At 41.8% G+C, this 15,298-nt stretch carries 10 protein-coding genes, 1 rRNA gene and 1 pseudogene; 6 read left to right on the forward strand and 6 right to left on the reverse strand.

What is annotated here, in order from left to right:
* Window positions 1-38 precede the first annotated feature (38 nt).
* Complete coding sequence (locus CF596_RS09220; protein ID WP_096902251.1) at window positions 39-659, forward strand: TIGR00730 family Rossman fold protein; 621 nt, start codon at window positions 39-41, stop codon at window positions 657-659.
* Between the two features lie 151 nt (window positions 660-810).
* On the opposite strand, the gene CF596_RS09225 is transcribed toward CF596_RS09220, so the two are convergent.
* The gene (locus CF596_RS09225; protein WP_096902252.1) at window positions 811-2,697 is read right to left on the reverse strand and encodes a choice-of-anchor I family protein; all 1,887 of its coding nucleotides are present in this window, start codon (window positions 2,695-2,697) and stop codon (window positions 811-813) included.
* A gap of 183 nt (window positions 2,698-2,880) precedes the next feature.
* Between CF596_RS09225 and mdtD the strand changes: the two genes are divergently transcribed.
* From mdtD to CF596_RS09250, 5 genes and pseudogenes are all read left to right on the forward strand, one after another.
* Window positions 2,881-4,272, forward strand: coding sequence for a multidrug transporter subunit MdtD (mdtD, locus tag CF596_RS09230; RefSeq protein WP_096902253.1), 1,392 nt, complete (start codon window positions 2,881-2,883; stop codon window positions 4,270-4,272).
* Window positions 4,273-4,417: 145 nt separating this feature from the next.
* A complete protein-coding gene (locus CF596_RS09235) occupies window positions 4,418-5,143 on the forward strand; it encodes a GH25 family lysozyme (RefSeq protein ID WP_096902261.1) in 726 nt (241 codons plus the stop codon).
* A gap of 34 nt (window positions 5,144-5,177) precedes the next feature.
* Window positions 5,178-6,186 (forward strand): annotated as a pseudogene (locus CF596_RS09240) (MBL fold metallo-hydrolase).
* 45 nt (window positions 6,187-6,231) lie between these two features.
* Window positions 6,232-7,287 (forward strand): DNA polymerase IV, encoded by a 1,056-nt coding sequence (gene dinB / locus CF596_RS09245; protein ID WP_096902254.1) that lies wholly within the window; start codon window positions 6,232-6,234, stop codon window positions 7,285-7,287.
* 462 nt (window positions 7,288-7,749) lie between these two features.
* Window positions 7,750-8,130 (forward strand): RidA family protein, encoded by a 381-nt coding sequence (locus CF596_RS09250; RefSeq protein ID WP_096902255.1) that lies wholly within the window; start codon window positions 7,750-7,752, stop codon window positions 8,128-8,130.
* A gap of 88 nt (window positions 8,131-8,218) precedes the next feature.
* Here CF596_RS09250 and CF596_RS09255 read toward each other — a convergent pair whose 3' ends face one another.
* The 5 genes from CF596_RS09255 to rrf all read right to left on the reverse strand — a co-directional run bounded on the left by CF596_RS09255 (window position 8,219) and on the right by rrf (window position 15,044).
* The gene (locus CF596_RS09255) at window positions 8,219-8,755 is read right to left on the reverse strand and encodes a DUF2726 domain-containing protein (protein ID WP_096902256.1); all 537 of its coding nucleotides are present in this window, start codon (window positions 8,753-8,755) and stop codon (window positions 8,219-8,221) included.
* A gap of 340 nt (window positions 8,756-9,095) precedes the next feature.
* Entirely contained in the window at window positions 9,096-11,468 is a 2,373-nt protein-coding gene (locus CF596_RS09260; RefSeq protein WP_096902257.1) for a YgiQ family radical SAM protein, read from the reverse strand.
* A 194-nt stretch (window positions 11,469-11,662) separates the two neighbouring features.
* Entirely contained in the window at window positions 11,663-12,871 is a 1,209-nt protein-coding gene (locus tag CF596_RS09265; RefSeq protein ID WP_096902258.1) for an MFS transporter, read from the reverse strand.
* A gap of 423 nt (window positions 12,872-13,294) precedes the next feature.
* A complete protein-coding gene (locus tag CF596_RS09270; protein ID WP_096902259.1) occupies window positions 13,295-14,644 on the reverse strand; it encodes an MFS transporter in 1,350 nt (449 codons plus the stop codon).
* A 285-nt stretch (window positions 14,645-14,929) separates the two neighbouring features.
* Window positions 14,930-15,044: ribosomal RNA gene (rrf, locus tag CF596_RS09275) — 5S ribosomal RNA — on the reverse strand.
* Between the last annotated feature and the right edge of the window lie 254 nt (window positions 15,045-15,298).

Here is a 15,298-nt window from a genome sequence, read left to right on the forward strand (position 1 = left end):
GAGCCAACAAAAAGAACATGCTATGGTGAAGAAAATAAATGAATAGCGAATTAAGAATGACCCAATATATCAATAATCCATCTCCTCAAACCTCTCAACCTTTAGTGGCACTGTACTGTGGTTCGCGCTCTGGCAATAACCCGATTTATCAGGAAAAAGCAGTACAACTGGCAAGAAAACTAGCCGAGCAAGGCTTTGGTATGGTCTACGGCGGCGCGAGTATTGGATTAATGGGTTTGGTTGCTGACACCGTTGTGCAACATGGTGGGCAAGCGGTGGGAGTAATTCCTGAATTTATGCTGGATTATGAAATTGCCCACAGTAATTTAACCGAATTACACGTAGTAAAAAGCATGCATGAGCGTAAGGCGATGATGGCAGATCGTGCCAGTGCCTTTGTGGCGTTACCAGGTGGCTTGGGTACTTTTGAAGAAATTTTGGAAATTGCCACTTGGGGGCAATTGAATCAGCACCAAAAACCGATGATTTTATATAATGTGAATGGCTTTTATGATGCTCTGATTCAGCAATTAGATCATGCGGTGCACGAAGGTTTTTTACCACCACAGCACCGCGCTAAACTGATCGTGTGTAACCACTCCCATAAAATTATTAATGCCTTGAAGAATTTGGATTCTCCACGTCATTTTGTGGGTTGAACTTTTTTAGCTACATGAAATAGCAATAAAAATGAAAGTGAAAGCGAGTCGGTGACTCGCTTTTTTTAATTCACTGTTCATTGGTTTTTACAGCACAAAAAAGAGAACACCAAAGTGCCCTCTTTAATAGATTTCTAATTTTGCAATGCTGTTAGTTAAGCTTGATTTGGTAGACGGCAGTAGTTCCACTGACTTCATTACCCACAACTAACAGTGGCTTGCCGTTAGGCGAGTCTTTGGCTGCAATAAAGATCAAACCTTCGGGACCGAGATTTGAATTTTCAACGGTAACCTCATTACCTTCTGCATCGAAAGATGTACGAGTTTCACCAAACTTACGATCATTAAAATACTCAACAAAAGATGCTTGTGTCGGTTGGGTAATGTCGTACACCATAATGCCACCCATACGCTCCAACCCAATAAAGGCAAAAGTTTTTTGACCAATTTTACCTAAAGCAATGCCTTCAGGCTCAGGGCCTTTATTGTCACTACGATCATCTATACTTAATTTTTCATGATTGGTATTAAAGTATTCTGGAAATAATTCAGCAGCTTTACGTTCAAAGTCATTTTTTGAGTCCCAAACAATTTTTTTGGTTTTAGGATCTACAATACTGAACGAGCGGCCACCATAAGCATATAGTTTGTCATAGGTCATGAAACCATCGCTGTCTAGCACAGGCTCACCATTTGTATCTTTCTTGTAACCTTGCGTCCAAGTAATCGTCAAACGACCCAATTGTGAATCTTTAATTAAATTATCTGCACAAACTTCATTGGCATCTGTAGTGGTACATGCTTTAAATACGTTTGAATCAAGCTTTGCGCCTTTAACCCCTGACTTTAATAGACGTAAATGCGCTGCATAATCGCCCATGGTACTGAAGCCTTTATTATTGAATAAGTGTTTAACACGAATTTCTTCTGCATAACCCTGAGTTATTTCATCCGTACCAAAATATAAGTCTTCATCAACCAACCATTCACGCGCATCACCTTCATTGGCAGTGACCAAGTAGCTTTGTCCATTGGCTTGATATTGCGCAATTGCATCTGGCATATACATGCCGTATAAGCCTGGCCAAGCTTGAATATTAATCATCCCCTCATTTTTAGCACAGGCTGTAATCGTTTTACCGTTATAGTCTTGTTTACCAACAACACAATCACGATCACCAGCATCTAAAGCATTTGCAGCTAAGCCAAAGTCTTTATAGCCCAAGGGGAAAATATCGACCACTTGGTCTTGAATCAAATCAATCACAGCAATAGCATTGTTTTCTTGTAGACTTGCCCAAGCAGTTTTACCATCGTCACTCACCGCAATATATTCAGGCTCTAAATCTTGTGCGACAGTCGCATTTGGCCCAAAAATACGCACGCCCGCATCAAGCAATTCCTGCTTACGTGTATTCCATGCCTGAAAATCTGCAGTTTTTACAGTAGGCTTGTTGATGTCAGTTAGATTAATAATACTGATTGAACCTTCTGGATCAATCTTATAACCTTCATTTGGCTCACCTTCATTGGCAACCAAGACTTTTTTGCCATCTGGAGTAAAAGTCAACATATCAGGCAATGCACCGACTTCAACTTTGCTGATAAAGCTCAGGTCTTTGGCTTTAAAAAATGCCACGATGCCTTTATCAGTTTTAGGTGTTGCCTGAACAGCTAAAGCGACAATACCTTGATGTACCGCAACACTATTGACTTCAGAATTCGCTAAATGAGTCTTGGCATCCAAGCTGTTCAGCTTAACAGGTGCACTTGGGTTGCTTAAATCCAGTACATCGACCACGCCATTTTTCGCATTGACTACAAATAAACGTTTACTTTCAGCATCATAAGCAGAAATTTCCGCAGCACTCGCACCAAAAACTTGTGCATCGTATTCCCCTAAACGCTCCAAACTAATTGTTGTAGGTGTTGCTTCAACAACTTCTTCTTTTACAGGAATAGGATCATTATTATCATTACAGCCCACCATCCCCACAGACAATAAAGCCAACATTAATGCAGAAATTTGCGTTTTCATAAATTACTCATCATTTTTCTAAATGCACCCAACTTACAAACTCAAAGTGAATAATCGGTGACAAATAGATGACAATTTCATTGCATTTCCTTGAATTTTCAAACACTTTTCATGTTTTTATAGATGCAGTCCGCTAGATTGCAAAATGGTTTAAACTAGACCAAATGTCCATTTTGCCGAGTTATGAACCAAACACCGACCCATCAAGCCCTGCATCCTGAATACCGTCTTTTGGTATTTCTGGTTTCAATTGGCTTTTTTATGCAGGCGCTCGACACCACCATTGTGAATACAGCAATCCCTGCAATGGCGAATAGCCTGCAGGAAGACCCGCTGCGGATGCACAGTGTTGTGGTGGCGTATGTGCTCTCGGTGGCAGCGTGTATTCCATTAAGTGGATGGTTGGCAGATCGTTTTGGGGTACGCAATACCTATTTTGCAGCGATTATCATTTTTACCCTTGCCTCTTTGGGTTGTGCTGCAGCAGCGAGTCTGAATGAATTACTGTTTTATCGGGTGATTCAAGGTATTGGTGGCGCATTGCTCTTGCCTGTCGGGCGCTTGGCGATGTTAAAAATCATTCCACGTACCCAGTTTTTATCTGCCATGAGCCTGATGAGTCTGGCAGGGTTGATTGGCCCCTTAATTGGCCCAACTCTGGGTGGCTGGTTGGTCGAAGTCGCCACGTGGCACTGGATTTTCCTGATCAACATTCCTATGGGCATCTTGGGCTGTTGGATTTGTATTAAAGCCATGCCAAATGTGACTGCAACTGAAGTTAAAAACTTTGATTTTCTCGGGTTTATCCTATTAGTTGTGGCGATGGCGGGCTTATCTTTAGGCATCGAAAATTTTGCCAACCCACAACATAATCTGCTTTGGAATTTAGCGTTAATCTTGGCTGGCGGTATTGCCGCAGCATGCTATGCCCGCCATGCCCATACTTATCAAAATGCCTTATTTCGCAGCGATTTATTTAAAAATCGCTTATATGCCATTGGTATTTTAGGTAACTTTTTTGCCCGCTTCGGGGGCAATGCCATGCCTTTTATCATGCCAATCATGCTACAGGTGGCTTTTGGTTTTGAACCGTTTCTCACGGGTTTGATGATGATTCCGACTGTGCTCGGTTCTTTGGTATCTAAACCAATTATTCGGCCTTTAATTCAACGTTTTGGCTATCGGCAGTTTTTACTGACCAATACGTTATTGGTCGGGGCGTGTATTGCTAGTTTTGCGCTGACCACTGCTGAAACTGCGACTTGGTTACGTGCCTTGCATTTTTTTATATTTGGGGTGCTTAATTCATTGCAGTTTGTGGGTATGAATACCTTTACACTCAAAGATTTACCTCAACAAGATGCCAGCAGCGGCAATAGTTTTTTATCCATGATTATGATGCTGTCGATGAGTATTGGCGTGGCATTGGCAGGTACTTTGGTGAATATGTTTAGTGCCTATTACGGCGCAGGACAGTTAGTCAGTGCCTTTCATGCCACTTTAATTTGTTTGGGTGTATTAAATATTTTGGCATTTTTAGTGTTTTGGAATATCCCCAAACACACGGCTGTTTAAAACGCCATTACCGAAAGCGCATGGTGCTACACCGCACTGCACGTTATGATATGACTTTGCTCCGCGAAGCTTTTCCAACATGCGCAAACCGTCCAATCAAGCTAAAAACTCAGCTTTTACACCGCACTATCGTATGACCATTGCGATGCTTGGCAGTGCTGTTTTGGCGGTTTTATTGTATTTGGGTGTGTTGCGCCAACAACCTGCGGCAACCGAAGAATATCCGATTCAAGGATTTGACGTGTCACATCATCAAGGCGATGTTCAGTGGCATAAAATTTCCCCACAAAAATATGCCTTTGTCTATTTAAAAGCCACCGAAGGGGGCGATTTTAAAGACCGTAAATTTCAGGATAACTGGCTCAAAGCCCGTGAACATGGCTTTTTGGTCGGCGCCTATCATTTTTATCGCTTATGCCGTGATGGAGCAATTCAGGCAGAAAACTTTATTGCGACTGTTCCAAAAAAATCCGACAGTTTGCCACCTGTAATTGACTTGGAGTATGACAGCAACTGCATCAATACCTATACCAAAGAACAGTTACTGCGCGAAATTCAAATCATGCATGATGCGCTATATCAACATTATGAAAAACAACCGATTTTTTATGTATCTAAAGCCTTTTACAATATGGTATTAACTGAAAGCTTTAAGCAAACACCACTTTGGGTCAGAGAATATCAGGGTAAACCACAACTGGCAGGTCAGCCAAAATGGTTGTTTTGGCAACATACCAATCAGGGTCAAATAAAAGGTATTCACACCCCAGTCGACCTAAATGTTTTTTATGGCAATAGCAAACAATGGCAGCATTTTTTAACAGACAACGCAATTCAACCCACAAGACTTGAACCGAACCAGAAAAAATAACAAGATAGCTGCATCACAATAAAAAAGTACCGTCATGAAAATTATGAAAGGGCTGCTTTGGGCTGCGCTTACGCTCAGCATTTGTGCAGGATTCGCACTGCTTTACCTATTACAACCCGCAGGCAAACTAGAACAATTTTCCGCATGGCAATATCCAACAAAAACTATAAGTTCTAATTTAAAGGTACATTATTGTGGCGTATCTACCCTATTGTTTAATGATGCGAAAACCAAATTCTGATTGATGGATTTTTTAGTCGCCCCTCTCTTGCACAAGTCATGTGGAACAAGTTAGACAGCCAACCAGCCTTATTGCACAAGTTGATTCAACAGCATCAATTACAACGCACACGTGCGATTTTGATCACCCATTCGCATTATGATCACACGCTAGATTTGCCATTTTTGGTGCAGCAACTCAAACACAGTCAAATCATCGGTTCAGAAAGTAGTTTGAACATTGCCCGTGGTGCCGCAATTCCTGAATCTCGATTAAGCCTTGTCAATCCTGCCCAACCAATACAGATTGGAAAGTTTAAGATTACGGCTATTCCATCACAGCATACCCCTGCCACCGCTGTGAATAATGATTTAGGTGAACAAATTCAACAACCATTGTCCTTACCTGCCCGTTTTTATGAATTTAAAGAAGGCGGCAGTTTTGATTATTACATTCAGCATCCTGAACAGAACATTTTAGTCAAAGCCAGTACAGGCGCGATTTCTAAACAATTACAACACTTGCAGGTAGATACTTTATTTTTAGGGATTGCACAGCTCTCTAAACAATCGGTTGCTTTTCAACAGCATTATTTAGATGAAACTGTGGGAACGTTGCGCCCTCGTGTCGTGATTCCAATTCATTGGGAAATTTTTTCCAGCCTTTAGCGCGCCCTTTAGAGTTTTTGCCCCGCATTGCCGACCATAGCCCACGGAGTTTACAGCGTTTGATCGACTATGCAGAACAGCAATCGACACAGGTGATTTTGCTGAATAGCAACACGCCTTATCCGCTTGCTCCGATGCTACAACCGACTTCCTAAACATGCGATACTGTTGAAATCTAAACGCTTCATCTAGTTTGTGCCATGCGGAAAATCATTCATATTGATATGGATGCCTTTTATGCCTCTGTTGAGCTGCGCAGTCGTCCTGAATTGCAGCATTTACCTGTGGTGATTGCTTCGCATCATCCTCGTGCTGTGATTGCCGCGGCATCTTACCCTGCGCGTGAGTTTGGTTTACGTTCTGCCATGTCGATGGCACAAGCCCGCAAACGCTGCCCGCAGGTGGTGGTGCTCGAGCCTAATTTTGCGCTCTATCGTGAGGTTTCCGCACAAATTCATCAGATTTTTCAGCGTTATACACCACTTATTGAACCCTTGTCTTTAGATGAAGCTTATTTAGATGTCACCGAAAATTTACAAGGTATTCCAAGCGCAACTGAAGTCGCAATGCGGATTCGGGCAGATATTTTTCAAAGTACAGGTTTAACGGCCTCGGCAGGTGTCGCACCGAATAAATTTTTAGCCAAAATTGCTTCGGACTGGCATAAACCCAATGGCATTTGCGTGATTAAACCCAGTCAAGTGCAGCAGTTTATTCAGGACTTACCCTTAAAGAAAATTCCAGGCGTAGGTAAAGTCACGCAGGAAAAATTAAAAAGCTTGAATTTAAATACCTTAGGCGATTTGCAACACATTGAAGAAAACCTGTTGATTCATCATTTTGGCAAATATGGAAAACGCCTGTTTTTATTTGCCCAAGGGATTGATGAACGTCCTGTGCAGGCAGAACGTGAGCGCCAGCAAATTTCCAAAGAAATCACCTTTGATGATGACTTAAACTTAGCCGAATGTGCAGCTTACTGGTCTAGCTTGATTGATCAGGTTTGGCATAGTTTAGTGAAAAAACAATATGTTGCACGTGGCGTATCGGCCAAATTGAAACTCAAAAATTTTCAGGTCTTACAACATAGCAAAAGTTTTAAACAGCCACTTGAGAGCAAAAACGATCTTGAAAAAGTCCTGCAACTTTTGCTTCACGAAATGCATATTCCCGCACAGGATCAATTCCGTTTAATTGGGGTCGGTCTGTATCAACTCAGCTCTGCCGATGAACAAGCACAACTGTCTTTACTGTAAATATCACGACTCGTAAATATCACGGATTTTAAAGCGGTAAACTTCCCGCTCTACATAAAACATACCTAGCCAATACTTGCCGATGAATACTAAAGCTATTTTTGTATAAATTTCAGCCAAAAGAATAAAAATAAGACAATTTACCCTTCACAGTTGTGCTTTTTAGAGTAATCTATGCGCGCGATGTATTTATCCGTACATACGCTGAGATGTCAAAAATCACCATTACTTTTGGCATACTTGTCCTGTGATTGGCGTGACGATCAAATCCGAAGATTACAGGACAACTCTGCGCTTGGCACTTCGCCGCTTTGATACACCGTCTCTCTTTTCCTCGTATTTTCCATTCAACTACTTTTTATTTTAAGTAGACTGCTGCCTGCATATTTTCCACGTGCTTGCCTGCCTCTATAATACCTCACGCTTTTTATACCCAATCGCTTGGCGCGAGGATCACACCCAATGGCTGTTCAACGTCTACATATCCAAAAACGTTATTCTGAAATTGCAATTTCGGGAAATTTAGTCCATTTGGCAGGGCAACTGGCAGAAGACACACAACAAGATATTGAGGGGCAAACCCAACAAACACTTGCCCTGATTGATCGTTTATTGGCAGATGCGGGTACAGATAAAAGCCACATCATGTCGGTAATGATTTTTCTAAAAGACATTGAGCGCGATTATGCCGCAATGAATCAAGTTTGGGATGCTTGGGTGGCAGATATACAAACTTTACCGCGTACCTGCGTAGAAGCCAAGTTATATCATCCTGACGTTTTAGTTGAGATGACTGTGGTTGCAGTCAAACCTGAAGAGCAACCCAACGTAAAACAGATGTAATTGGATCAGAAACATAGCCAAAAAAATCAGCATGTGATGGCAACATGCTGATTGATATTGTCTATCTTGCGATTTTAGCGGCAAGCGTTTAGCCCAATACCTTCACTTTATGGCGTACAGAATGCGCTAAAAAATCATACTTTTTTAACGCAGTATCCAAATCATCTAAATCTGTAGACGATGACTGCCCAAATGCTTCGCGCAATTCGTGATATTCAGGCACTTCTTCATAACGCAGGACTTTATAGCCCGCCAAACGCAACAATTCATCTTGGTATTGTGCATTGCGGCTACGTTTCAACATCAACAGATCATCTAAGGTCACAATTGCAACGACCTGATGATTGGCATCCAACACCACAAAATCGGCAATCATATTGCGGTATTTATGACGAGTGCGTGAAAATTTCGTGGTCAGCAAGGCATCAAAAGACACATGCGCCAAGATGGTATGATGAGGTAAAATTTCCTGCAAACGTGTATACGTCAGCTGTTCATTTAAGCTAAAAATTGCACGTTGCTTTAGTGCACTGTCTTGAGGTTTTTCTCTATTTTCCAACCCCTTAACCGCCATCAAGAGAAAGGAAATCAGTATCAAAACCCCAATCAAAATATAAATTGTCATTATTCAATCCTTAAAATCATTTTTATAGTTGTTTCGGCTTCATGCCAATTTTTTATCAAATCAGTATATAACACGCTTTTATATTTAAACGTTCCATTTAAGAAACTACATGAAACATTGACAAAAGCATCATAGAAACAGAAATTCTGTTTCACAAGCCCGCCTTTTGTCTAAGCGCTGTAGCGTCTAAGCATATTTTTATCCTTAGATTGAAATACTGTATAGCATGCTCAAAAAACAAAGCAATGCTTAACAGATTCGATTGTCGGACAATTCCGATGAAATGAAAAGCAAACAAAAAAGGCGCCGCAGCGCCTTTGATGGAGCTTAATTTGAAGTACTAAGCTTTCGATTTTGGCTTAGATTTCTTGTGTGAAAATGGACGTTTTTCACCTGTTTCACGTGGCGGCAAGCCTGTGTGCTGGGTCAAAATTTGTCCTTTCTTCGGACGATTACTGTTCTGAGCACGATTGCCACTTTGCCCCGTACGTTTTTGTGAATCACCCGCGACAGTCGAGTTTTTCTTACGTGCCGTTTGATACTGTCCATCTGTGCCTTGCGGCTGATAGGTTGGAATCAGGTGCTGTTTAGAGTTTCCGATTAAATCTGCACGTCCCATTTCTTTTAAGGCTTCACGCAACAACGGCCAGTTGTTTGGATCATGGTAACGTAAGAAAGCTTTATGCAAACGACGACGTTTTTCGCCTTTGACAATATCCACATTTTCGGTATAACGCGCCACTTTGGCCAGTGGGTTTTTACCCGTGTAATACATGGTCGAAGCGGTTGCCATTGGCGATGGATAGAAGGTCTGCACCTGATCGGCACGGAAACCATTCTTTTTCAGCCACAACGCCAAATTCATCATGTCGTAATCGGTCGTTCCTGGGTGCGCAGCAATAAAATACGGAATTAAATATTGCTCTTTGCCCGCCTCTTTACTGAAACGATCAAACATTTGTTTAAAACGGTCATAGGTACCAATACCAGGTTTCATCATCTTAGATAATGGACCTTTTTCGGTATGCTCTGGTGCAATTTTTAAATAACCGCCCACATGATGCGTCACCAATTCACGTACATATTCAGGGTTCAACACAGCCAAGTCATACCGCAAACCTGAACCAATCAGAATTTTTTTGATGCCTTTCAGTTCACGCGCTTTACGATATAACTGTGTTAAAGGCGCATGATCGGTATGTAAGTTTTGACATACGCCCGGGAATACACAGGAAGGTTTACGACAATTCTTTTCAATTTCAGGATCTTTACAATGCAAACGGTACATATTTGCAGTCGGGCCACCTAAGTCTGAAATAATACCGGTAAAGCCAGGTGCAGTATCCCGAATTTTTTCCACTTCACGCAAAATGGATTCTTCAGAACGGTTTTGGATAATTCGGCCTTCGTGTTCGGTAATCGAACAGAAAGTACAGCCACCAAAACAACCACGCATGATATTGACCGAAAACTTGATCATATCAAAAGCAGGGAAACGTGCATTGCCATAAGATGGATGCGGCAAACGTGCATACGGTAAATCGAATACATAGTCCATTTCTTCCGTAGTCAACGGAATAGGCGGTGCATTCAACCACACATCACGTTCACCATGCTTTTGCACCAAAGCACGCGCATTGCCTGGGTTAGTTTCTAAATGCAAAATACGGTTAGCATGCGCATACAGCACAGGATCATTCGCCACTTCCTCAAAAGAAGGCAAACGAATCACTGCCAATTCACGTGGGGGTAATTTGTGTTTAATTGCTTTTGAAGCAGGCTGCAATTGCACAATCTGGGTATCTGCATCTAGCTGATCACCTTCACGAACAATTGGATTGCTGACTACATCTTTCTGGAAATTTTGATATTGCGCGAGGTTGTTGCCCTTATCTTTTTCAATCTCACAACCGTCTAAATCTTCGGTCATCACATAAGGGTTGATGATTGGATCGACACGGCCCACGCTATCTACATCATTAGATGCAATTTCAACAAATTTGGATTTAGACGCACGGTTATGTTTATTGATAATAAATGCTGTACCACGTACATCTGTAATTTCGTGGATTTTTTCACCTTTGGCCAAACGGTGCATCACTTCAATAATCGAACGCTCGCCATTGCCGTACATCAATAAGTCGGCTTTAGAATCCATTAAAATCGAGCGACGAACTTTATCCGACCAATAATCATAATGTGCAATACGACGCAACGAGCCTTCAATCCCGCCAAGTAAAACAGGCACATCTGGAAAGGCTTCACGACAACGCTGACAATATACCGTAGCCGCACGGTCAGGACGTTTATTCGGCTGATTGTCTGGTGAATAAGCATCATCAGAACGGATTTTACGGTCTGCAGTATAGCGGTTGATCATCGAGTCCATATTGCCCGCGGTAACACCCCAAGCAATGGTCGGCTTCCCTAGTACCCGAAAAGATTCCACATTGGTCCAGTCTGGTTGGGCGATGATCCCGACACGAAAGCCCTGCGCCTCAAGCACACGACCAATCACGCCCGATACAAAAGAGGGATGATCAATATAAGCATCACCACAAACCAAAATAAAATCGCAGGCATCCCAACCAAGCTGATCCATTTCTTCGCGTGACATCGGCAAAAATGGCGCAGGCTCAAAACATGACGCCCAATATTTGTCGTAATCAAACAACGCTTTGGGTGCGGTCTGAGCAGTATAAGCAGTAGACATGGCTTGCAATTCTCGGCTGGGAAGTGAAAGATCAGAAGTCGATCAAAGATGAAAGCCGACTATTTTAGCATGAATTCCACTCATCTTGCTTGATTAAAAAACACACAAAATCAGCAAACTATTTTTATATCCTAAGTTGGTATCTGAATAAGAAAAGCATAAAGGGATAAGCCTAAAGCAATAATCCTGAACGCTTATCGTATCTCCACTGGTTTGAGCTTTAAGCGCCACGCGCCATAAAGCGCCACACCCAAGACCGCAGTCATCACCCATGTCAGACCTGACCAGCCCCATTGTTCCCAAATCAGACCGCTACCACTACCGAGCAAACTCGAACCCATGTAGTAACTAAATAAATATAATGATGATCCCACTGCACGATACTGCAGGGCTTGAATCGACACCCAACTACTGGCAGTAGAATGTGCGGCAAAAAAAGCAAAGGTAAATAGCACCAATGCAGCCAATACGACGGCTAAATGTGCAATCGACATCAACCATAATGCGATCAACATTAGGACAATCACCATAGGCAACACACGTTCACGTCCAATACGATTGCCCCAGCTTGCTGCGCGTGGTGAACTGTAAATACCCGCCAAATAGGCAATTGAAATTACCCCAATCCAAACTTGAGAAAGCTCAAATGGTTTAGCCAATAAATAATAGCTAATGTAATTGAAAATACTAACGAAACAGCCCATCAGCAAAAAGCCCTGTAAAAACAGGATTCTTAATTTACGGTCTGCCAAATTGGCAACAAAAGCATCTCTAAACCGCGAGAAGCGAATCGGATACGCTGTAAAATTTTTCGATGCGGGCAGTAACATATAAAAGGTGATTGCAATCAGTAAGTTCAAACTACCAATAATTAAGGTTGCCGCTTGCCAAGAAATAAAATCGACCAAGACCCCAGCAATTAAACGTCCACCCATGCCACCAATGGCCGTACCCGAAATATACAGCCCCATAGCAAAACCAATATCTTGCTGTCGAATTTCTTCACCAATATAGGTCATGGCGACCGCAGCTACACCACTCACAGCAATGCCAATAAAAATTCGTGTGGTTAAAAAGAATGACCAGATTGGAAGTAAGGCACTCAGAATTAATAAAATGGCAGCTAAAAATAAAGCCAAAACCATAATAGGTTTACGCCCAAAACGATCTGAAATAAAACCTGTGAAAAGCAAACCGATCGCCAAAGCCACAGTAGAAAATGACAGCGGGAAACTACTTTGGGTTGGTGTAACCGTAAAAAAATCGGCCAAAATTGGCATCATCGGTTGCACACAGTACAAGGTCGAAAAAGAAGCAAAACCCGCTAGAAACAACGAAAAAAGAATGGCTTTAAACGGCTTAGTACCATACTGAACATGAGATGCTGCAGCTAAATCAGACATATTTACTCCAATCACGCAATCAGTATACGCCTGTTTATGGACAAAAATAAGCTCGGTATTTTATCGTTTGCTCAAAAACAGCGTCAGTATCATTCATCACTTTGTCAGTTTTTGCTTACATGCACTGAAGCAAAATGAGGCTAGGCAGTATTTTGAGCTTACGGTATTCTTTAAAGCATAAGGAGACAGGATGTTTCCCAAACAGAAAACAACAATAATAGGTTTGAGCACCAGGATCGTGAGGTACGACAGGAGTTATACCTGAACACGAAATACGAAGAAACCCCGTCAGGATGATGGGGTTTCTTTTTATCTGTGTCTTGAGTATATAACTTTATCTATCATCACTTTCTATTTACACACCCCATAATCAAAAAGTCCCCAAACAAGGTTGAGGACTTTTGAACTTAGCACATTACAAGTTTAAGCTTTGGCAGCAACTGCTTTGCCTGCTTTAATTTGCTCAGCTTCATCTTCACTCATAATCAAGGCAACCGCAATTGCAGTGATCAACACTGGCAAACCTACTGCCATAAAGTTGAAGTGTGCAGGTAAATTCATACCCAATAAGCCGCCAATTAAAATTGGACCCACAATCGCACCCATACGACCAATGGCAGATGACCAGCCAATACCTGTTGAGCGTACCGCAAGTGGGTAATATTGTGCCACATAGCTATACAACAACATTTGTGAACCAATAGATGCTGCACCCGCCAAGAATACTAAGATGTAAAGTAAGAATTGATTAGATTGGAAGCCCATGAGGCTCATCACCAATGCACCCATGATTCCCAAGAACATCAATACAGGTTTTAAGTGGAAACGGTCTGCTAAAATACCACCACCCACGATACCAACGACTGCACCTACGTTCATCACCATCATGAACATTAAGCTGTTGTCCATAGAATAGCCTGCCGCCATCATCAGTTTTGGCAACCAGCTGCTGAGTGCATACATGGTTAATAGACAAGTAAAGAACGCTAACCAGAACAATAAAGTATTCACTGCACGACCGCGTTTGAACAAGCTCACCACGTTAGCAGCTTCAGGCACACCAACCTGATACAATTCAAAAGTGGTGTCTTCGGTAATTTTTAAATCTGGTGCTAAACGCGCTACGATTGGACGGGCTTGATCTTGCTTATTTTCTTTGACAATAAAGGTTAAAGATTCTGGCAAGAATTTCCAAATCACAGGCAATAAAAACAATGGGATACCTGCAATAAAGAACATGATTTCCCAGCCAAAACTTGGGGTAAACCATGAGCCAAGTAAGGCTGCCATTACACCACCTACAGCATAACCACTAAACATAGTAGTCACTAAGGTGCTACGCATGGTTTTAGGTGCATATTCAGAAGTTAAGGCCACAAGGTTTGGCATTACACCACCAATGCCTAAACCCGCCAAGAAACGTAAAATCGCAAACTCAGTTGGATTAGAGGCGAAGCCACCTGCAAAGGTTAAACCACTAAACAGAACGATACAGATCATGATGACTTTCTTACGACCAATTTTATCGGCCAAAGAACCAAAAATCATCGCGCCAAACATCATACCTGCCAATGCAGTACTCGCGAGCATCCCCGCTTGAACAGCACTCAAGCCCCACTCATCCATCAATAAGGGTAAAACGACCCCATTAATTGCCAAGTCATAGCCATCAAATAAAATGATCAGTAGACACCATGCCACGACATTGAAATGAAATGGTTTGAATTTTGCGTGATCGATGACATCATTCACGTTAATTGCTTGATGTGCCATTCCTCACCTCCTGTGAGTTTGTGTTTCAGTAAGCTTGAATAGCAATTTTTACAGTGAAGACTTTCATTTTTATCAGTCATCCATGTCCACTTTTGCTATTCAAGTAGATTGTGTAACTTTCACACAAAACACAAAAAATAAAAATTCAACATTAGTCTAAAACATTTTATTAATTATGGATTTATTATTATTTTAAACACAATAAAATGTGATTATTCTTCTTAATATTTTCTTTCTCCCATAAAAAAACACCCCCAACGCTAGTTGAGGGTGTTTAGAATAATGAGCTGGCGATGACTTACTCTCACATGGGTAACCCCACACTACCATCAGCGCGAAGAGGTTTCACTTCTGAGTTCGGGAAGGGATCAGGTGGTTCACTCTTGCTATGGTCGCCAGCACAACTGTTTACGGAGACTTGCATTGGTCTTATTCACGATGGTGATGCACTGCGTTTTCCGAATCTGTAACAGATTGGGCTGTATTGGGTCTGAATTTTATTGTTTAGCGTTAACTAAATCAAGGTCAGTCTGATTTGACTGATTGGATTTGAATCGATTGAACATACAACCCCAACTGTTTGGGTGTTGTATAGTCAAGCCTCACGAGCAATTAGTATTGGTCAGCTTCACATATCGCTATGCTTCCACATCC

The organism is Acinetobacter sp. YT-02, from assembly GCF_002412355.1.
Classification (GTDB): domain Bacteria; phylum Pseudomonadota; class Gammaproteobacteria; order Pseudomonadales; family Moraxellaceae; genus Acinetobacter; species Acinetobacter towneri.